Consider the following 19,278-nt stretch of genomic DNA (forward strand, 5'->3'; position numbering starts at 1 on the left):
GTCCGGTGCGGCGGCCGTCACGCCGCCGCACCGGACCCGTTCGCCGGAGCGATCCGGCAGCCCTTTCGGCTTTTTTCGGCGTCAACACTACGCGCGTAGCGTGGAGTTGGCGCGATATCGTCACCTCCCCGCTCCTCCGTACCACTCCCTGTCCCCCGAGGAGAGTGCGCCATCAAAGCGTCCAGCAGCCCCCAGGCAGACAGCGCCCCCGCCGCAGCACCGGCGGTGGAACTCCGCGGGATCACCAAGCGGTTCCCGGGAGTCGTCGCCAACCACGACATCGACATCACCATCCACCGCGGCACCGTGCACGCGCTGGTCGGCGAGAACGGCGCGGGCAAGTCCACGCTGATGAAGATCCTCTACGGCATGCAGAAGCCGGACGAGGGCACCATCAGCATCGACGGCGAACAGGTCAGCTTCCACAGCCCGGCCGACGCCATCGCCCGCAACATCGGCATGGTGCACCAGCACTTCATGCTCGCCGACAACCTCACCGTCCTGGAGAACATCGTTCTCGGCGGCGAGAAACTGCACGGCATCAGCGGTAAGGCCCGCGCCGAGATCCTCAAGATCTCCGACCGCTACGGCCTCGGCGTCCGCCCCGACGTCCTCGTCGAGGACCTCGGCGTCGCCGACCGCCAGCGCGTGGAGATCCTCAAGGTCCTCTACCGCGGCGCCCGTACGCTCATCCTCGACGAGCCGACCGCCGTCCTGGTCCCCCAGGAGGTCGACGCGCTCTTCGACAACCTGCGTGAGCTCAAGGCCGAGGGCCTGACCGTCATCTTCATCTCCCACAAGCTGGGCGAGGTGCTCTCGGTCGCCGACGACATCACCGTCATCCGGCGCGGCACCACCGTCGCCTCCGTCGTCCCCAGCGAGACCACGCCCAAGCAGCTCGCCGAGCTGATGGTCGGCAGCGAACTGCCCTCGCCGCAGACCCGCGAGTCCACCGTCACGGACGTGGAGATGCTGAAGGTCGAAGGGCTGCGGCTGACCACCGCCGACGCGGAGGGGATCGAGCGCACCGTCCTGGACGATGTGTCGCTGACCATCCACAAGGGCGAAGTCCTGGGCATCGCGGGCGTGGAGGGCAACGGCCAGGCCGAACTGGTCGAGGCCATCATGGGCATGCGCGACCCCGACGGCGGCACCATCACGCTGGACGGCATCGACATCAGCCATCTGCCCACCCGCACCCGGCGCGAGGACGGCATCGGCTACATCCCCGAGGACCGCCACCGGCACGGCCTGCTGCTGGAGGCCCCCCTGTGGGAGAACCGCATCCTGGGCCATGTCACCGAGAAGCCCAACGCCAAGGGCCGGCTGCTCGACCTGAAGGCCGCCCGCGCGGACACCGAGCGGATCGTCGCCGAGTACGACGTCCGTACGCCCGGCATCGAGGTCACCGCGGCCTCGCTCTCCGGCGGCAACCAGCAGAAGCTGATCGTCGGCCGTGAGATGAGCCATCACCCCAATCTGCTGATCGCCGCGCACCCCACCCGGGGCGTGGACGTCGGCGCCCAGGCGCAGATCTGGGACCAGATCCGCGAGGCGCGCCGCGAAGGGCTGGCCGTACTGCTGATCTCCGCCGACCTGGACGAGCTCATCGGGCTGTCCGACACCCTGCGGGTCATGTACCGCGGCCGCCTGGTCGCGGACGCGGACCCCGCCACCATCACCCCGGAGGAGCTGGGCTCGGCCATGACCGGCGCCGCCAGCGGCCATCTCACCCATTCCGACAACGGCCCCGCCGCGGACCCGGAGCCGCGCTCGTCCCAGGAGGGGGAGTCCGAGTGAAGAAGCTCGACAAGAACAAGCTGATCCTGGGCATCGCCGCGCCCGTCCTGGCGATCGTCGCCGCGCTGGCCATCACCTCGGTGATCATCCTGGCCACCGGCAAGGACCCGATCCACGCCTACACGGTGATGGCCGACTTCGGCTCCAAGAGCGACAGCCAGGTCTGGATCATCAACAAGGCGATCCCGTACTACCTGTCCGCGCTCGCCGTCGCCATCGGCTTCCGGATGAACCTCTTCAACATCGGCGTCGACGGCCAGTACCGCATCGCGGCGTTCTTCGCCGCGGTCGTCGGCGGTGCGCTGACGCTCCCCGGCTTCCTGCAGATCCCGCTGATCATCCTCGTCGCGATGCTGGTCGGCTCGGTCTGGGCGGGTATCGCGGGCCTGCTGAAGACCACCCGCGGCGTCAGCGAGGTGATCACCACGATCATGCTGAACGCCATCGCGGCCGCGGTCATCGGCTACTTCCTCCAGGACGGCCGGCTCGCGGTCAAGGACGGCAACCTCTTCCACACGCCGAACCTCCCGGCCTCCAGCCACTTCTTCACCATCCCCACCACGCCCGCTCCCATCGACGGCTTCCTCGTCATCGCCGTCGTCGTCGGCTTCGTGTACTGGTTCGTGCTCAACCGCACCCGCTTCGGCTTCGACCTCCGTACGGTCGGCCAGTCCGAGTCCGCGGCCGAGGCGAGCGGCGTCAGCGTCAAGCGGATGATCATCACGTCCATGCTGCTGTCCGGTGCCGCGGCGGGCCTGATCGGCATGCCGACCCTGCTCGGCGTCTCGTACAACTACGGCACCGACTTCCCCATCGGCATCGGCTTCACCGGCATCGCCATCGCGCTGCTGGGCCGCAACCACCCGGTCGGAATGGCCGTCGCCGCGCTGCTGTGGGGCTTCCTCGAACGCACCGGCACCCAGCTCGAATTCGAGGACTACCAGCAGGAGATCGTCGGCGTGATGCAGGGCGTCATCGTGCTGTGCGTCGTCGTCGCCTACGAACTCGTGCGCCGCTACGGCCTCAGACTCCAGCAGCGGCAGGTCGGCGAGGAGCTCGCCGCCCAGGCCCGTAAGACCGAGAAGGCGGAGGTGTCCTCGTGAGTACGAACCTCACGGCTCCGGTCGACCAGAGCCCCCACCATCACAAGCCCAAGACCCGCCGGCCCAAGCTCAGCTACCCCAAGGTCCTGCTGATCATCTCGGGCAGCCTGATCCTGCTGTCCCTGCTGCGGATCGTCACCGGCGCCAACAACCTGACCGAATCCGGCCAGTACACCGCCGCGCTCAACGCCGCCGTGCCGATCGGCCTGGCCGGCCTCGGCGGTCTGTGGTCCGAGCGCTCCGGCGTCATCAACATCGGCCTCGAAGGCATGATGATGCTCGGCGCCTTCTCCGCGGGCGCCGTCGGCTGGCAGCACGGCCCCTGGGCCGCGGCGCTGGCCGGCATCCTCGGCGGCGCGCTCGGCGGACTGCTGCACGCCGTCGTCACCGTCACCTTCGGCGTCGACCACATCATCTCCGGCGTCGCCATCAACATCATGGCGCTCGGACTGACCCAGTTCCTCGCCAAGCTGTGGTTCGGCGCGGACGGCAGCGCGGCGTCGGCCGCCGGCGGCAACGACAAGCAGTCGCCACCGATGCCCGACATGCCGACGTTCACCGTCCCCGGCCTGTCCGACTGGCTCTACTCGATCGAGCAGCACCACTGGTTCCTGGTCTCCGACGTGGCCGGCATCCTCGGCTCCCTGGTCACCAACGTCTCCTGGCTGACCGTGGTGACCGCCGTCATCTTCGTGCTCACCTTCTTCGTCCTGTGGCGCTCCTCCTTCGGTCTGCGGCTGCGCTCCTGCGGCGAGGGCCCGATCGCGGCCGAGTCGCTGGGCGTCAACGTCTACCGCTACAAGTACGCGGCGGTGGCCGTCTCCGGCGCGCTGGCCGGCCTCGGCGGCGCGTTCCTGGCGATCTACGTGCACATCTACCAGGACGGCCAGACCGGTGGCCGCGGCTATATCGGCCTTGCCACCATGATCTTCGGCAACTGGCGGCCGGGCGGTGTCGCCATGGGTGCCGGCCTGTTCGGCTTCATGGACGCGCTCCAGCTGCGCGGCGGCGGCCCCACCGTCCACGCGCTGCTGCTCCTGCTCGCCGTTCTGCTGGTCGGCCTGGCGGTGTGGAAGCTGCGCGGCGGACAGCGCACCCAGGCCGTGATCAGCCTGGTCGCCGCCGTGCTGCTCGCCGTCTGGTACGCCACCTCCGACACGGTCCCGCTGGAGATCGTCGGCGTCGCCCCGTACATCGCCACGCTGCTGGTGCTCTCGCTGGCCGCACAGCGACTGCGACCGCCGAAGGCCATCGGCAAGATCTACCGAAGAGGCCAGGGCAAGTGAACTCAGCTCCCGACTGGGAGTCGCTGCGGCGGCAGGCCCGGGACGCGATGTCCCGGGCCTACGCCCCGTACTCCGGCTATCCCGTCGGCGCCGCCGCCCTCGTGGACGACGGCCGCACCGTCACCGGCTGCAATGTCGAGAACGCCTCGTACGGTCTCGGCCTGTGCGCCGAATGCGGCCTGATCTCCGCCCTGTTCGCCGGCGGCGGCGGCCGGCTGACCGCCTTCACCTGCGTGGACGGCACGGGCGAACTACTCGTCCCGTGCGGCCGCTGCCGCCAGCTCCTGTACGAACACGGCGGTCCGGACCTCCTGGTGGACACCACGTCCGGCATCCGCCCGCTCTCCGAGCTGCTGCCGGACGCGTTCGGGCCGGGGCATCTGACCGGCTGACGGCGGGCGGCATCCGCGGCTACCGGGGCGCCCGCGGTTACCGGGGCGCCCGCAGCCTGCCGTGCTTGCTGCTTGCTCGACCTCTCCGGCGGACATGTACGAGTGGGCGAGCCAAGAAGGGTAAAGGCATGCCCACCGCTGGACGATGTCGCCGACACCGGCGACCCGGCGAAGCACACCGGCCGCCGTTGGCCGTTGGCGGGCGATGGGGGCGTGCAGCACGCCACATCACCAGGGTCTGTTCGACCGCCCGGGATACGCACCGCCCGACAAGCGGAAACCCCCCTACACCTCGGGGGAGGAACGCACGGGCGGGGCTGTGGTGATGACTCGGACGAGGCTGACTCCTGCCTGGGCCTTGATGGTGTCCACGGCGTCACTGGTAAGCCACCGAAGCGGCACGACGGTCCATCGGTCGCCCTTGCGCATGATGACGGCGTTGCCGTCCTTGGTGCGCCCGATGTGTATGAACCCATGGTCGCGCCGTAGGTCTTTCGCCAGGTTCTCGCCGTGGATCATGCGCTACTGCCCTTCGCGCTCCTCGTCGTCGTGCATGTGCGACCCGCCCGACTGCCCGACTCGTCCAGGGCGGGGACGATCGGAACGGGGTTCTTGGCCCGCCCCTGCCGGGATTCCGTGAGTTGTGAGGGAACACCTCTGCGGTTACGTATCGCACCCCGTCATCCAGGGGACACAGCCTCGCGCGTTCCCTGGGCCCGGGTCTGGCACCGCGATGTCTATGCGTGTAGAACGGACCCACCCGTTCGAAAGGAACCGTCCATGGACGCCATCTCCGTCATCCGTACCAAGCGCGACCGCGGCGAGCTGACCGCCGATCAGATCGACTGGGTGATTGATGCCTACACCCGCGGCGAGGTCGCGCATGAGCAGATGTCGTCCCTGGCGATGGCGATCTTCCTCAACGGTATGAACCGCACGGAGATCGCCCGCTGGACGGCGGCCATGATCGCCTCGGGCGAGCGGATGGACTTCTCGTCGCTGCCGCGCCCCACCGCCGACAAGCACTCCACCGGCGGCGTCGGCGACAAGATCACCCTGCCGCTCGCCCCGCTCGTCGCCGCCTGCGGCGCCGCCGTGCCGCAGCTCTCCGGGCGCGGCCTCGGCCACACCGGCGGCACGCTCGACAAGCTGGAGGCGATCCCCGGCTGGCGCGCCCAGCTGAGCAACGACGAGATGCTGGACGTGCTGCGCGACGTCGGCTCCGTCATCTGTGCGGCCGGCGACGGCCTCGCCCCCGCCGACAAGAAGCTCTACGCGCTGCGCGATGTCACCGGCACCGTCGAGTCCATCCCGCTCATCGCCTCCTCGATCATGTCCAAGAAGATCGCCGAGGGCACCGGCTCCCTGGTCCTGGACGTCAAGGTCGGCTCCGGCGCCTTTATGAAGCACCTCGACGACGCTCGTGAACTCGCCTCCACCATGGTCGAGTTGGGCACCGATCACGGCGTGAAGACGGTCGCCCTGCTCACCGACATGGCCACCCCGCTCGGCCTGACCGCCGGTAACGCCCTCGAAGTCCGCGAATCCGTCGAGGTGCTGGCCGGCGGCGGCCCCCAGGACGTCGTCGACCTCACCCTCGCCCTCGCCCGCGAGATGCTCGACGCGGCCGGCCTCAAGGACACCGACCCGGCCAAGGCGCTGGCCGACGGCTCCGCCATGGACCACTGGCGCCGCATGATCACCGCCCAGGGCGGCGACCCCGACGCGGCCCTCCCCGTGGCTCGCGAACAGCATGTCGTCACCGCCTCCTCCTCCGGCGTGCTCACCACCCTCGACGCCTACGCCGTCGGCCTCGCCGCCTGGCGCCTGGGCGCCGGCCGCGCCCGTAAGGAAGACCCGGTCCAGGCGGGCGCGGGCGTGGAGCTGCACGCCAAGCCCGGCGACACGGTCACTGCGGGCCAGCCGCTGCTGACGCTGCACACCGACACCCCGGAGAAGTTCGGCTACGCCCTGGAGGCGCTGGACGGCGGCGTCCTCGTCGGCCCCGAGGACGCCGCCTTCGCCGCCACCCCGGTGGTGCTGGAACGTATCTCCTGACCTGGGGTTTTCTCGTATGGGTGAACGGGACCTGTGGACGCCTGCGGGTCCCGTTCGGCATGCTGGGATCGGTGTCACAACTAGTAAGGAGACCGCCATGAGTGCACTCCCCGTCGACCCCGCTCCGGGCCGGCACTGGGATGAGCTCGTCCGCTTCTGGGAGGAGTCGGACTGGCCTGAGGGCAGCAAGGTGGAGATCATTGATGGGATCATCGTTGTGACACCACCGCCTGCCGCGCCCCACAACCGCATCGCCGAGTTGGTCCACCGCAGTCTCTACACCGTGCTTCCCAAGGACTGGGGGGTCTACCAGACCCTCGGAACCGCCCATCCCTCGCGCGGACGCCTGTACATCCCGGACCTCGTCGTGGTTCCGTACGCGGTCGTGGATGAGGCTGAGGGCGGCAGTTCCGCCTCGCTCCCGGCCGCGGAGCTGGTCGTCGAGATCACCTCGCCGTCCAACGCGAGCTTCGACCGGATCAACAAGGCGGCGGCTTACGCGCAGGCGGGTGTTCCGCTGTACCTCCTCATCGACCGCTTCGCTCCTCCCGGGCCCACCGTCACGCTGTACGGGGAGCCGAAGGACGAGGTCTACCGGGAGCTGCAGAAGGTGAAGTTCGGCGAGGAGATCCACCTCCCAGACCCCTTCGGACTCACCATCGATACCAGCGTGTTTCCCTTCGGCGGCGTCTGACGGCGAAGGGCACTCCAGGAGTGACGAAGGGCCCGCCCCACCAGGACAGGTGGCGGGGCGGGCCCTTCGCGCTCGATGTGCCGCGGCGCTGCGGCGGTGTTATGCGGCCTTCTCCAGGTGGAGCAGCCGGCGTTCGGCCACGGCCTTACGGGTCGCGTAGACGGTGATCGAGGCGGCGCCCAGCATCGCGGCGAGGCCGAGGAGGACGGTGCCCTCCCAGCCGACGGCGTGGAAGGCGGCGGCGCCGAGCGCACCGCCCAGGCTGCTGCCGACGTAGTACGCGCACTGGTAGAGGGCCGACGCCTGGGCGCGCGCCGTCTTGGCGGTGCGGCTGACCGCGGACGAGGCGACCGCATGGCCCGCGAAGAAACCGGCGGTGATCAGGATGAGGCCCGCCAGCACCGCGGCGACGGAGTCGGCGAGGGACAGCAGCAGACCCGTCGACGTGGTGCCGACGGCCAGGTAGAGGGCGCCGCGGCGGCCGACCCGGGCGACCAGCTGGCCGGCCGCGGCCGAGGAGACCGTACCGACCAGATAGACCACGAAGATCGAACCGACAATGCCCTGCGGCAGGTTGAACGGCTCGGAGACCAGGCGGTAGCCGATCACCGTGTAGACCGCGCCGAAGACCGTCATGAACAGCGCGCCGATGCCGTACAGGCGGCGCAGCAGCGGGTCGGCGAGGTGGCCGCCGAGCGTACGGGCCAGCGCCCGCGGGCCCACCGAACGGGGCGCGAAATGCCGGGCCTTGGGCACCAGCAGCCGGAAGGTCACCGCGCACACCACGGCCAGCACACCCACCGCGCCGAGCGCGGCCCGCCAGCCCCAGGCCTGGGCGACCCAGCCGGTCACGATCCGGCCGGACATCCCGCCGATGCTGTTGCCCGCCACGAACAGTCCGATGGCCGCCACCAGCGCCTTGGCGCGTACCTCCTCGGCCAGGAAGGCCATCGCCGAGGCCGGCAGCCCGGCCAGCGCCACACCCTGGACGGCGCGCAGCGCGATCAGCGCGCCGATCGACGGGGCGAACGGCACCAGCAGCGCGATCAGCGCGGCCACCGAGAGGGACACCGTCATCAGCGTGCGCCGCCCGAAGCGCTCGGAGACCGCGCTCAGCGGAATCACCCCGAGCGCCAGCCCGAAGGTGGCCGCCGACACCGTCCAGCTCGCCTGGTCCGGGCTCACCCCGAGGTCGCTGGAGATCGCGGGCAGCAGCGCCTGCGTGGAGTAGAGGAGCGCGAAGGTGGCCACTCCGGCGGCGAAGAGGGCGAAGCTCATCCGGCGGTAGCCGGGGCCGCCCGGCCGCAGCTTGCCCGACTCGGGGTCGAGCGCGGCGGCGGAGGAAGAGGAGTCTGTGGACGACTGGGGAGAGGCGGCCGCACGGTCGGTGACGGACGCCTTGGTATCAGCGGGAGGCATGTTTCGAAGGTAGGACTCCGCAGTTCATGCGTCCAATGCATAGAAACGCCATAATCGATGCTGTGACACATGATCCCAGTTCACGCGCATCGCTGTTGCGAGGTCGCAACAGAAAAGACATTGCCGAACCGGGCCGCCTCGGCCCGGACGCGGGGGAGCCCGCCGAGCTCGGCACCGACTCGTGGGCGCTGACCCTGGCCCCGCGGCTCGCCCAGTTCGCCGCCGTCGCCCGGCACGAGCACGTCACCCGCGCGGCCCGGGAGCTCGGCATGCCGCAGCCGACCCTCAGCCGCGCCATCGTCCGCCTGGAGGACGACCTCGGCGTCGCCCTCTTCGCCCGGCACGGCCGCACCCTCTCCCTCACCCCGGCCGGCCGCGCCTTCCTCGCCTCCGCCGAACGCGCGCTGACGGACCTGGAACGCGCCACCGAGTCCGTACGCGCCGATGTCGACCCCGCCGCCGGCAAGGTCGCCTTCGGCTTCCTCCACACCCTCGGCTCGGAGACCGTCCCCGGCCTGATCCGCAGCTTCCGCGCCGACCACCCGCGCGTCCGCTTCCAGCTCGTCCAGAACTACGGCGAGGCGATGATCGAACGGCTCCGCGCCGGCGACCTCGACCTCTGCCTGACCTCACCGGTCCCGGACTACCCGGACCTGGTCGCCCGCCGGCTCGACGAACAGAAACTGCGCCTGGTCGTCCCGGACGACCACCCGCTGGCCGCCCGCAAACGGGTCCGCCTCGCCGAGGCCGCCGGCGAGCTGTTCGTCACCCTCGAACCGGGCTACGGCCTGCGCCGGATCACCGACGCCCTGTGCGCCGAAGCGGGCTTCACCCCACGCATCGCCTTCGAGGGCGAGGAAGCCGAGACCCTGCGCGGGCTGGTCGCCGCCGGGCTGGGCGTGGCACTCCTCCCGCCCCCCGCCGTCCCCCGCCCCGGCGTCGCCGAACTGACCGTGACAGCCCCCCGCGCGGTCCGCGAAATCGGCGTCGCCTGGCTCGACGGCCACCCCGACACACCCCCGGTAGCCGCCTTCAAAAAGTTCCTGCTGAGCCGCCGGGGACGCCTGTTGCCCAGATGACCGGGCAACAGGCGCCGTCTTGGGCTCAGTGCCGCAGTGACATCCCGAAGCCCGCGGCCAGGGGCATGCGGAGGCCCAGGGGTGGGGGTGCGGCCAGGGCGTCGCGCAGGGGGCGGGCGTAGTCGCGGGCGAAGAGGGAGCCGAGCATGAAGTCGGCTGCCAGGGCGAGGACTTCGGCGCGGTGCTGGTGCAGGGAGTGGCCGTCGGAGTGCACCTCGAAGCGGCAGGTGTCGCGGTTGACCTTCTTGGCGCGCTCGGCGTAGCGGTAGGAGAGATCGGGGTCGGTGCGCTCGTCGTTGGTGCCGTGGACCAGCAGGACCTGGCGGCCGATGAGCTGTTTGACCGGATCGGGCCGGGTGCTGTCCTGGCGGGGGTCGGGCAGCCAAGGGGCGATCGCCAGTACGGAGTTGACGGCGGGGTGGCCGGCGGCGTGCAGGGCGGCGCGGGCGCCCATGCCCGTACCGACGAGGCAGACCGGGACATCGCCGTAGCGGCGGACCACCTCCTCCAGGGCCCAGGTCGCATCCCGTGCCGGGTGGGCCTCGGCGCCGTTCCAGCCGCGGCAGCGGTAGTGCACGACATGGGCGGTCAGCCCCTCGGGGCGCCCCGCCTTCGCCAGCCGGGCCGCGAGCGGGCGTACCGCCAGTGCGGGCACCGGCGACGGGCGTCGTACGCCGGTCGGTCCGCCACCGGGCAGTAAGAGGGCGACCCCGCTCACCGCACTCTCCGTACCGCCCGTTCCCAGCGGTTTTCCCAGCCGGGCCTCGCGGACCGGCAGCGCTTGCTGAGCCATGACGAGAACGATGGCAGATGGTGGCGTGCCCGCCACCCCGTGGACGGGTCACTGTTACGTATCGTTCGGTGAGATCTACGCGCGTAGGGGCTAGAGTGCCGAAATGACGAGCGAGACCACCACCCTCCCGACCAGTGAACAGATCCGTCGCGCCCCCAAGGTGCTGCTCCACGATCACCTCGACGGCGGCCTGCGCCCCGCCACGGTCGTCGACCTGGCCCGCGAATCCGGCTACGAAGGACTGCCGGAAACCGACCCGGAAAAGCTCGGGATCTGGTTCCGCGAGGCCGCCGACTCCGGCTCGCTCGAGCGCTATCTGGAGACCTTCGCGCACACCTGCGCCGTCATGCAGACCCGCGACGCACTGGCCCGGGTGGCCGCCGAGTGCGCCGAGGACCTGGCCGCCGACGGCGTGGTCTACGCCGAGGTCCGCTACGCGCCCGAGCAGCACCTCGAACAGGGGCTGAGCCTCGAAGAGGTCGTCGAGGCGGTCAACGAGGGCTTCCGCGAGGGCGAGCGGCGGGCCCGCGAGAACGGCCACCGCATCCGCGTCGGCGCCCTGCTGACCGCCATGCGGCACGCCGCCCGCGCCCTGGAGATCGCCGAACTCGCCAACCGCTACCGCGACACCGGCGTCGTCGGCTTCGACATCGCGGGCGCCGAGGCCGGCTACCCTCCCACCCGCCACCTCGACGCGTTCGAGTACCTCAAGCGGGAGAACAACCACTTCACCATCCACGCCGGTGAGGCCTTCGGCCTGCCGTCCATCTGGCAGGCGCTCCAGTGGTGCGGCGCCGACCGCCTCGGCCACGGCGTCCGGATCATCGACGACATCGAGGTCTCCGACGACGGCTCGGTCAAGCTCGGCCGGCTCGCCTCGTACGTACGGGACAAGCGCATCCCGCTGGAGATGTGCCCCACCTCCAACCTCCAGACCGGCGCCGCCCCGTCCTACGCGGAGCACCCCATCGGTCTGCTGCGTCGACTGCAGTTCCGGCTCACGGTCAACACCGACAACCGGCTCATGAGCGGTACGAACATGTCCCGGGAATTCGAGCACCTGGTCAAGACATTTCGATACACGCTCGATGACATGCAGTGGTTTACAGTCAATGCGATGAAATCAGCGTTCATTCCTTTCGATGAACGTCTGGCCATGATCAATGACGTCATCAAGCCCGGTTACGCGGAGCTGCGGGCCGAATGGCTCTTCCGCCCGGTGAGTGCAACGACCGCTGTGAGCAGCAAATCTGACACTGCGTAAGCAGTACGCGAAGCATATAGCGCAACGGCCGGTGGAATGTCCACCGGCCGTTTTTTCATTCGTCGTGGCTGTTTGCGGCGCCGGTTGCCGCATCACTAGGTTGATTGGCCGGTCAAGCCCCCATCAATGAGGACGTAATTCGATGAAGCAGGGAACCATCAAGACTCTCGGTGTCGCCGCGCTCGGCGCCGCCTTCGCCGTCACCGCCGCGGGCGCCGCCAACGCGGCCCAGGCGATCGACACCGCCGGCGCCACCGGCGTGCTCAAGAGCCTGCCGGTGCAGGACGCCACCAAGACCGTCTCGGGGGCCACCAAGACCGTCTCCGGTGCCACCAAGACCAAGTCGGACGACAACAAGGTCAAGACCAACCTGAACTCCAACGGCAACAAGCTGCTCGGCGGTCTGCCGACCAGCGCCGTCACCAAGACCCTCCCCCTGGGCGGCTGAGCCCAGCACCCAGCCCGTCCCGTAGGACACCCGTCCCGCAGGACAGCCCGTCCTGCAGGGGCGCGCACTGCGCCAAGCCACGGCCCGTACGCCCTCGCGCGTACGGGCCGGTGGTTTACCAGGCGGCGGCGCTGGTGGCCTTGTCCTCCGAGGGGAGGAGTATCCACAGCGCCAGATAGACCAGGAACTGCGGGCCGGGCAGCAGACACGACACCGCGAAGATCACGCGCATCGTCGCCGGAGTCGTACCGAAGCGACGGGCCAGGCCCGCGCACACTCCGGCGATCATTCGGTTGTTGCGGGTGCGGACCAGTGCGGCGGCCATGATGGGCGACTCCTTTTCGACTTCGTGGGGCGTTTGCCCCGATGTCTCAAAGGTAGGTCCGGCTGACCGAGAGGACGTCAGCCTGCGGGGCTAGTTCAACCCTGGGGATCTTCGGGGTCATGGCTCCGAGATGCTCGTACCGGCGACGGAGCCGGGACCGGGCCCCAGGGACGACCGCCAGATGCACCAGGGCCACCCCGAGGGTGTTCAGCAGCACCGAGTCGACGTCCGGCACCCGGCCGGGCACCCCTGACTGCAACAGTTCGATGGCCAGCGCGATCATCGCGCCGGCGAAGACGGTACGGGTGAAGGACACCAGCGGGGACACGTTCAGCCGCCCGGCCGACAGCGGGAGCAGCACTCCCAGAGGCGCCAGCAACAGCACCGGGCCGCCCAGATGCTGCACGACCTCCCACGACAGGTCGCGCGCCAGCTCGGCCCTGATCGTCGCCAGCGGTTCGAGATTCGCGGCGGGCACCCAGGGCACGGTACGAGGACGCAGCGTGAGCCAGCCGACGGTCGACAGATGCGCCACGAGGAGGAGAAGTCCGGTGACGCGCATACGGGGAGCGGCGGTGGTGCCGGGGCCATGAGGCTGCACACAGGCCAGGACGCCGGTAGCGGGGGCCGCGGTTCCGCCCCATTGCACCCGTCTTGGTCCGCCGCAGCACACCCGCCCGGCTCAGCCCTCCTCGGACAGCGGGTCCCCCCAGCCGGCGTTCTCCGCTATGTCCGGATTGGCCAGCACATCCGCGGAGCAGTCATAGCGGTGCGCCGGATCGTCGCCCGGCCCGCCCAGCACCGCCGCATGAGTACGGCCCAGCGCCACGTTCGCGCCGTAGGTGCACACCAGCTGCGCCAGCGCGAAGGACGGCAGATCGTCCGGCCGGATGCTCAGCCGCAGCGCATCGGAGGGATCGCCCGCGCGCGGCCCGTTGACCTTCAGATCCGCCGGCAGCGCGCTGCTGAAGCCGGCCTTCTCCTCGTCGGCCGACGGATGCCGCTGCAGCTCGTTCAGCAGGGCCCGGGCGGCCGGCAGCCGCGGATCGGCGTCCGACGCGCCCTTGGCCGGGGGCACCGTCCGCTCCACCTGCGCCAGCGCCGAGCCGCACACCAGATAGACGGTGGCCTGCGTACCACCGGGCGAGCCCGGCGGCGTCTCGTCCGTCGGCGCCTTGCAGCTCACCCGCGAGGGCGCACCGCCCGCGTCGACAGGTACGGACGTGCCCCGGATCCCGCAGCCCGCGGCGGCGAGCGCGAGCGCCACCGCGCCGGCCGCACGCCGCCATCTTTGCCTGGTCGGCGTCATCGCTCGCCCTCCGTGCCCTCGCCGGCCGCGCCGGCCGGACCGTCGTCCCTCCTGCCGCCGCCCGCCAGCCGGAAGGCGTCCATCGGCAGCCGCAGCGTGAAGACCGCGCCGCCCTCGGGGTGGTTGGCCGCGGTGATCTCGCCGCCGTGGATGTGCGCGTTCTCCAGCGCGATCGACAGGCCCAGACCGCTGCCCTCCGACCGCGGCCGGGAGGCGCTCGCCTTGTAGAAGCGGTCGAAGACATGCGGAAGGACCTCTTCCGGGATGCCGGGGCCGTGATCCCGTACGCGGATCACCAGCTCCCCGCCCCCGGGCCGGCCCTCGTCCGCCTCCTGCTCCGGCCCCTCAGGGCCGCCGTCCCCGCTGTCGGCCTCCGGCTCACCGGCCGTCTCGGGACCGGCCGGACCGCCCGCCCCGGCGCCGCCCGTGACCGCCGAGCCGCCCGTCCTGCCGCCCTCGCCGTCACCCGCCGCGTCCTCGGTGTGCACGGACACCCGCACCGGCGAGCCGCCGTGCTTGAGGGCGTTGCCGATCAGATTCGCCAGGATCACATCGAGCCGCCGCGGGTCCAGCCGGGCCACGATGCCGCGGTCCGCGTCCAGATCCACCGCGTCCAGCCAGGCCCGCGCGTCGATACAGGCGGTCACCTGGTCCGCGACATCGACATCGTCCAGCACCAGCCGGGCCGTCCCCGCGTCGAAGCGGGTGACCTCCATCAGGTTCTCCACGAGGTCGTTCAGCCGCCGGGTCTCGCTGACCACCAGCTGCACCGCGGGCGCGATCATCGGATCGAGGGAGTCGGCCTCCTCCTCCAGCACCTCGGAGACCGCGGTGATCGCCGTCAGCGGCGTCCGCAGCTCGTGCGACATATCGGCGACGAACCGCCGGGACGCCGCCTCGCGCCCGCTCAGCTCCTCGACCCGCTTCTCCAGACGCTCCGCCGTACGGTTGAACGTACGGGACAGATCGGCGAGTTCGTCCGTGCCGGTCACCCGCAGCCGGGTGTCCAGACGCCCCTCGCCCAGCTGTCGCGCCGCATGCCCCAGCCGCTGTACGGGCCGCAGCACGGTCGTCGCGGCCGCCTGCGCCAGCAGCGCCGAGCCGACCAGCGCGAGCGCCGTCGCGATCCCCAGCGACCAGGCCAGCGAGTTGAGGTCCTGCCGCTCGGTGGCCAGCGACTTCATCATGTAGCCGGTCGGTCCGCCGCCGATCACCTTCGCCCCGGCGACGAGGTAGGGGGCGTCCCCGACCTCCTTGCGCTGCCAGTACAGATGGTGCTCGTAGCGGTTGGACTCATCGACCGGGCGCACCTCGTTGACCGCGGTACGCAGCGACGCGGGCACGCTCTTGAGCGTCAGCAGATCCTTGTCGGTGGTGGCCGCGCAGTCCTTGCCCTCGCGGTCCACGCCGATCAGCAGCACCGCGTAATTCTGCGGCCCGCCCGCTATCTGCCGCGCCGCGTCCTGGAGTTCTGCGCACCGCGGGTGCAGCGGCAGCGACCGCGTACTGTCCTCCAGCGACTTACGGAAATCCTTGAGGACGGCGTTCTGTGTGCGGTCCAGAACGGTGTTGCGGTTGAGCCAGTACGCGATACCGGACGCGGAGACCGCGGCGGTCAGCGCCACCAGCGCGAACACCACGACCAGCCGCAGCCGGAGACTGGTCCAGCGCAACAGCCCCGACGCCCGGCGCAGCAGCCGAGGCGCCCGCCGCCCGCCCGCGGGAGCCTTAGGCGCTTCGTTCCTGCCGTCCGCGCCGCCCGCGCCGTCCGCCGTCCCGCTCTCCGTGAAACGTTCCCTCACTGCGGGGAGTCCAGCCGGTAGCCGACGCCGCGGACCGTACGGATCAGCGTCGGCGAGGACGGTACGTCCTCCACCTTCGCGCGCAGCCGCTGCACACAGGCGTCCACCAGACGCGAGTCGCCCAGATAGTCGTGCTCCCACACCAGCCGCAGCAGCTGCTGCCGGGAGAGCGCCTGGCCGGGCCGGCGGCTCAGCTCCAGCAGCAACCGCAGTTCGGTCGGTGTCAGTTGCAGATCCTCGCCGTTCTTGGTGACGGTCATCGCCGACCGGTCGATCACCAGCGAGCCGAACGTCGCCGAGTCGTTGGACTCGCGCTCGCCACGGCGCAGCACGGCCCGGATCCGGGCGTCCAGCACCCGCCCCTGGACCGGTTTGACGACATAGTCGTCCGCACCGGACTCCAGCCCCACCACGACGTCGATGTCGTCGTTGCGCGCGGTGAGCAGGATGATGGGCAGCTGGTCCGTACGCCTGATCCGCCGGCACACCTCGAAACCGTCGATGCCCGGCAGCATCACATCCAGCACGATCAGGTCCGGGCGCTGCTCACGCAGCAGCTTCAGGCCGTCCTCGCCCGTCGCCGCGGTCACCACACGGTGACCTTGGCGGGACAGCGAGAGTTCGAGGGCCGTGCGGATGGCGTCGTCGTCCTCGATCAGCAACAGGAAAGGCACGTCAGCCATTCTGGCCCATGGGACGCCGGGACATCGACCAGTGGCGCTCTCGTACACAAGGCCCGCACTCGTCGCGCCCCGGCGCGGGGCGGACCGGCCCCCTGTGACAGGGCTGTGACAGTCGGCGGACAACGCGATGAAACTGGCTTGGCAGTCTTTTGGGCACCGGGAGAGATCAACACCCGGGACACACCGAACGAGCTGGCTCTACGACGGGGGGCGCGAGATGAACACACTGCACGGCACCACTTCCAGCGCAGTTATCACGCGGCTCCATGACGTCGTACGGCCGGAGAAGTCCGCTGTCGGAGGGCGCGGCTGCGCTCGCGGCGCCGGGCGTCAGCGGCCGCCCTTCATGGTGGCCATCGACGCGACGACGGTGGGGATCAACGGGGGAACCGGGGGGCACGGGGGAAGCGCCTCCCACGGGGGAAACAACGGGGGAGCGGAGTACGGGGAGGCCACGGGGGAACGGCGCTCCGCGTCGGAGGCGGCCGAGGCCGAAGCGGCCTTCACCGCCTACGTCCAGGAGCGCCGCGCCTCCCTGTACGCCACCGCCTACCACCTGACCGGCGACCGCTACGAGGCCGAGGACCTGCTGCAGAGCGCGCTGTTCTCGACCTTCCGGGCGTGGGACCGGATCAGCGACAAGGCGGCGCTCGGCGGCTATCTGCGGCGCACCATGACCAATCTGCACATCAGCGCCTGGCGCCGGCGCAAGCTCAACGAATACCCGACCGAGGAACTGCCGGAGACGGCCGGCGACGTGGACGCGATGCGCGGCACCGAGCTGCGCGCCGTGCTGTGGCAGGCGCTGGTCCGGCTGCCCGAGACGCAGCGCACGATGCTGGTGCTGCGCTACTACGAAGGCCGTACGGACCCGGAGATCGCGGACATTCTCAACATCAGTGTCGGCACGGTGAAGTCGAGCATCTGGCGCGCCCTGCGCCGGCTGCGCGAGGACGAGGTCCTCAGCTTCGGCCGTGACGAGGAGGAGTCCTTCGGCGAGCTGGTGGCCTGAAGGATCGGGGGAAGCCCGAGGGGGCAACGGGGAAAGCCCGAGGGGGAACGGGGATACGGGGGAACCGGCGGAAGCGGAGCGATCAGTGCTCCGCGGAGGCCGGACGTATCGGGGGATACGGGGGAAAGTACGGGGGAGCACGGGGGAAAAGAAGCGGGTTCGGGCGGCCGGGGGGTCTGTCCGAACCCGCTTCTTGCCGTGTGCGTGCCGCGGCCGGCAGGAGCGCCGCGGCCGGGCAGGGCTACGCGCCCCGGACCGTCACCACCGGCTCGTGCCGCACCGGGAAGTTCACCGAGTTGGCGATGAAGCACTTCTCGTGGGCATCGCCGTGCAGCGTCCGCGCCCGCTCGGCATCGTCGGCCGAGGCCACCTCGACCCGCGGTCGCAGCACGACCTCCGTGAACCGTCCGCTGCCCGCGCCGTCCTCCGCCATGGTGCCCTCCGCGTCGTCCGTGTACGCGACGACGACCACACCCTCCAGCGCACTCAGCGCCAGATACGACAGCATGTGGCACTGCGCGAGCGAGGCGAGCAGCAGCTGCTCCGGATTCCAGCGGTCGGCCGTGCCGCGGAACGCCGGGTCCGCGGTGCCCGGCAGCGGCGGCGGGCCCTCGGCGTGCACCTCGTGATTCCGGTCGTATGCGCGATAGTTGCTGGTCCCGGAGCCGGTGTTGCCGGTCCATGTGACGCTGGTGCGATAGCTGTGCTGCCTGGGCATCGGCCTGCATCCCCTCGTTCGCCGTCGGCCGCCGTTCGGGCCGCGCCTGCCGAGCGTACGTCCCTGCGCGTCGGGAGCGCAGGGCCGTGTGCGTCAGTGACGTACGGCCGCGCGGTTCAGGAACGTACCGCCGTGCCCACCGCATCCGCCGCCTTCGCGGCCGATATGCGGGCCAGCGCCTCCGGCTTGGCGCACGCGTGCGCGCCCAGCGCGGTGTGCCGGGCGACGATCGACCGCTCGTTGCGCAGCAGCCGCAGTCCGCGGCGTACGAGATACGGGGCCGACTTACGGCCCTCGCGCAGATCCCGGGCCAGCCGCCGGCGGAAGGTGGTGGTGGGGCGGCCGCGCAGACACAGCGCATCGGCCAGCAGCCCCGCCGCGCGGCAGTCCGCGATGACATCGGCGGCGAAGATGCCCTCCGCGAGGAACAGCGGGGCGCCGCCGAGGTCGAGCCCCGAGGCGCCGACCCGGGCGCTGACGGAGATGTCGTACACGGGAACGTCGGTACGACCCGTACGGCACAGCGCGTCGATGGCCGCGACGGCCGCGCCGGCGTCCCAGGAGAGCGGCGAGTCCCAGTCGGCGCCGCCGCCCTCGGGCAGTTGCGGCAGCGTCGGGTCCGTCCCCTCCTTGTAGAAGTCGTCGAGATTGAGGACGGGAAGGCCGCTCTGCGCGGCCAGGGACGTCTTGCCGGAACCGGAGGGCCCGGTCAGCAGGACGACGCGGGCGGCGGGCGGCCGTGTGGAGGAGTGGGAGCTCACGGGTACTCATTGTCGCGTATTGCGCTGAGTGGGGTACCCCTGGCGCGCGAGGTGGATCGGCCCTCGCCCCCTCAACTACGCTACGCAGTCAATCGATTACCCGAACCCTCTCGCCCCGCACGGTCCGTACAGCCCCGTACGGCACTCGAATCACCCCGTACGCCCCCGTAAGGCACTCGATCCACAGGCAGGTGGCACATGCCCTCCCACGCACGTCCCAAGCCCAGCCACATCCCGCGCACTCTGCTGCGCGCGGGCCTGGTGCTCTCCGCGGCCGGTTCCGCGATCGCGGCGGGCGGTGCGGCGTCGGCGGGCGCGGCCCCCGCGCCCGC

At 70.7% G+C, this 19,278-nt stretch carries 20 protein-coding genes; 10 read left to right on the forward strand and 10 right to left on the reverse strand.

The annotated features are described in order from the left end of the window. Nucleotides 1-171: 171 nt before the first annotated feature. Genes DY245_RS39440 through DY245_RS39455 form a run of 4 tightly spaced genes read left to right on the forward strand, consistent with a single transcriptional unit; the run spans nucleotide 172 to nucleotide 4,581 of the window. Nucleotides 172-1,800, forward strand: coding sequence for an ABC transporter ATP-binding protein (locus tag DY245_RS39440; RefSeq protein ID WP_244943543.1), 1,629 nt, complete (start codon nucleotides 172-174; stop codon nucleotides 1,798-1,800). Then, on the forward strand, nucleotides 1,797-2,903 hold the full coding sequence (locus DY245_RS39445) for an ABC transporter permease (RefSeq protein WP_128511920.1): 1,107 nt from the start codon (nucleotides 1,797-1,799) through the stop codon (nucleotides 2,901-2,903). Before DY245_RS39440 ends, DY245_RS39445 begins: the two co-directional genes overlap by 4 nt. Continuing rightward, nucleotides 2,900-4,189: an ABC transporter permease gene (locus DY245_RS39450; RefSeq protein WP_128511921.1), complete on the forward strand. Its 1,290-nt coding sequence runs from the start codon at nucleotides 2,900-2,902 to the stop codon at nucleotides 4,187-4,189. Before DY245_RS39445 ends, DY245_RS39450 begins: the two co-directional genes overlap by 4 nt. After that, a complete protein-coding gene (locus tag DY245_RS39455) occupies nucleotides 4,186-4,581 on the forward strand; it encodes a cytidine deaminase (protein WP_128511922.1) in 396 nt (131 codons plus the stop codon). The genes DY245_RS39450 and DY245_RS39455 overlap by 4 nt, the downstream gene beginning before the upstream one ends. A gap of 285 nt (nucleotides 4,582-4,866) precedes the next feature. Here the strand turns inward: DY245_RS39455 and DY245_RS39460 are convergent, their stop codons facing one another. Then, complete coding sequence (locus DY245_RS39460) at nucleotides 4,867-5,100, reverse strand: hypothetical protein (RefSeq protein WP_128511923.1); 234 nt, start codon at nucleotides 5,098-5,100, stop codon at nucleotides 4,867-4,869. Nucleotides 5,101-5,361: 261 nt separating this feature from the next. Between DY245_RS39460 and DY245_RS39465 the strand changes: the two genes are divergently transcribed. Together DY245_RS39465 and DY245_RS39470 are read left to right on the forward strand one after the other, a co-directional pair. Beyond that, the gene (locus DY245_RS39465; protein WP_128511924.1) at nucleotides 5,362-6,639 is read left to right on the forward strand and encodes a thymidine phosphorylase; all 1,278 of its coding nucleotides are present in this window, start codon (nucleotides 5,362-5,364) and stop codon (nucleotides 6,637-6,639) included. 97 nt (nucleotides 6,640-6,736) lie between these two features. Next, nucleotides 6,737-7,333, forward strand: a complete 597-nt coding sequence (locus DY245_RS39470) for a Uma2 family endonuclease (protein WP_128511925.1) — start codon at nucleotides 6,737-6,739, stop codon at nucleotides 7,331-7,333. 99 nt (nucleotides 7,334-7,432) lie between these two features. On the opposite strand, the gene DY245_RS39475 is transcribed toward DY245_RS39470, so the two are convergent. After that, a complete protein-coding gene (locus DY245_RS39475; protein ID WP_128511926.1) occupies nucleotides 7,433-8,752 on the reverse strand; it encodes an MFS transporter in 1,320 nt (439 codons plus the stop codon). A gap of 35 nt (nucleotides 8,753-8,787) precedes the next feature. Here DY245_RS39475 and DY245_RS39480 point away from each other — a divergent pair, with 35 nt between their 5' ends. Continuing rightward, nucleotides 8,788-9,831 carry a LysR family transcriptional regulator gene (locus DY245_RS39480; RefSeq protein ID WP_181924062.1) on the forward strand — a complete coding sequence of 348 codons (1,044 nt, stop codon included), beginning with the start codon at nucleotides 8,788-8,790 and terminating at the stop codon, nucleotides 9,829-9,831. A gap of 25 nt (nucleotides 9,832-9,856) precedes the next feature. Here the strand turns inward: DY245_RS39480 and DY245_RS39485 are convergent, their stop codons facing one another. After that, nucleotides 9,857-10,624, reverse strand: a complete 768-nt coding sequence (locus tag DY245_RS39485) for an alpha/beta fold hydrolase (RefSeq protein WP_128511928.1) — start codon at nucleotides 10,622-10,624, stop codon at nucleotides 9,857-9,859. Between the two features lie 103 nt (nucleotides 10,625-10,727). Here DY245_RS39485 and DY245_RS39490 point away from each other — a divergent pair, with 103 nt between their 5' ends. Together DY245_RS39490 and DY245_RS39495 are read left to right on the forward strand one after the other, a co-directional pair. Next, on the forward strand, nucleotides 10,728-11,888 hold the full coding sequence (locus DY245_RS39490; protein ID WP_128511929.1) for an adenosine deaminase: 1,161 nt from the start codon (nucleotides 10,728-10,730) through the stop codon (nucleotides 11,886-11,888). A 142-nt stretch (nucleotides 11,889-12,030) separates the two neighbouring features. Next, the gene (locus tag DY245_RS39495; RefSeq protein ID WP_128511930.1) at nucleotides 12,031-12,336 is read left to right on the forward strand and encodes a hypothetical protein; all 306 of its coding nucleotides are present in this window, start codon (nucleotides 12,031-12,033) and stop codon (nucleotides 12,334-12,336) included. 115 nt (nucleotides 12,337-12,451) lie between these two features. Here DY245_RS39495 and DY245_RS39500 read toward each other — a convergent pair whose 3' ends face one another. The 5 genes from DY245_RS39500 to afsQ1 all read right to left on the reverse strand — a co-directional run bounded on the left by DY245_RS39500 (nucleotide 12,452) and on the right by afsQ1 (nucleotide 16,446). Further along, nucleotides 12,452-12,661 (reverse strand): PspC domain-containing protein, encoded by a 210-nt coding sequence (locus DY245_RS39500; protein WP_128511931.1) that lies wholly within the window; start codon nucleotides 12,659-12,661, stop codon nucleotides 12,452-12,454. 46 nt (nucleotides 12,662-12,707) lie between these two features. Next, a complete protein-coding gene (locus tag DY245_RS39505; RefSeq protein ID WP_181924063.1) occupies nucleotides 12,708-13,223 on the reverse strand; it encodes a VanZ family protein in 516 nt (171 codons plus the stop codon). A 120-nt stretch (nucleotides 13,224-13,343) separates the two neighbouring features. Further along, on the reverse strand, nucleotides 13,344-13,970 hold the full coding sequence (locus tag DY245_RS39510) for a hypothetical protein (protein WP_128511932.1): 627 nt from the start codon (nucleotides 13,968-13,970) through the stop codon (nucleotides 13,344-13,346). Next, the gene (locus DY245_RS39515) at nucleotides 13,967-15,772 is read right to left on the reverse strand and encodes an ATP-binding protein (RefSeq protein WP_425329507.1); all 1,806 of its coding nucleotides are present in this window, start codon (nucleotides 15,770-15,772) and stop codon (nucleotides 13,967-13,969) included. The genes DY245_RS39510 and DY245_RS39515 overlap by 4 nt, the downstream gene beginning before the upstream one ends. Further along, nucleotides 15,769-16,446, reverse strand: coding sequence for a two-component system response regulator AfsQ1 (gene afsQ1, locus DY245_RS39520; RefSeq protein WP_181924064.1), 678 nt, complete (start codon nucleotides 16,444-16,446; stop codon nucleotides 15,769-15,771). Before afsQ1 ends, DY245_RS39515 begins: the two co-directional genes overlap by 4 nt. Before the next feature lie 226 nt (nucleotides 16,447-16,672). Between afsQ1 and DY245_RS39525 the strand changes: the two genes are divergently transcribed. Next, nucleotides 16,673-17,467, forward strand: a complete 795-nt coding sequence (locus tag DY245_RS39525) for a SigE family RNA polymerase sigma factor (protein ID WP_128511934.1) — start codon at nucleotides 16,673-16,675, stop codon at nucleotides 17,465-17,467. A 241-nt stretch (nucleotides 17,468-17,708) separates the two neighbouring features. Here DY245_RS39525 and DY245_RS39530 read toward each other — a convergent pair whose 3' ends face one another. Together DY245_RS39530 and DY245_RS39535 are read right to left on the reverse strand one after the other, a co-directional pair. Then, nucleotides 17,709-18,185 carry an OsmC family protein gene (locus tag DY245_RS39530; protein ID WP_128511935.1) on the reverse strand — a complete coding sequence of 159 codons (477 nt, stop codon included), beginning with the start codon at nucleotides 18,183-18,185 and terminating at the stop codon, nucleotides 17,709-17,711. A gap of 116 nt (nucleotides 18,186-18,301) precedes the next feature. After that, the gene (locus DY245_RS39535) at nucleotides 18,302-18,946 is read right to left on the reverse strand and encodes a uridine kinase family protein (RefSeq protein WP_128511936.1); all 645 of its coding nucleotides are present in this window, start codon (nucleotides 18,944-18,946) and stop codon (nucleotides 18,302-18,304) included. Nucleotides 18,947-19,278: the final 332 nt, after the last annotated feature.

It is taken from the genome of Streptomyces inhibens (genome assembly GCF_003389455.1).
GTDB lineage: Bacteria > Actinomycetota > Actinomycetes > Streptomycetales > Streptomycetaceae > Streptomyces > Streptomyces inhibens.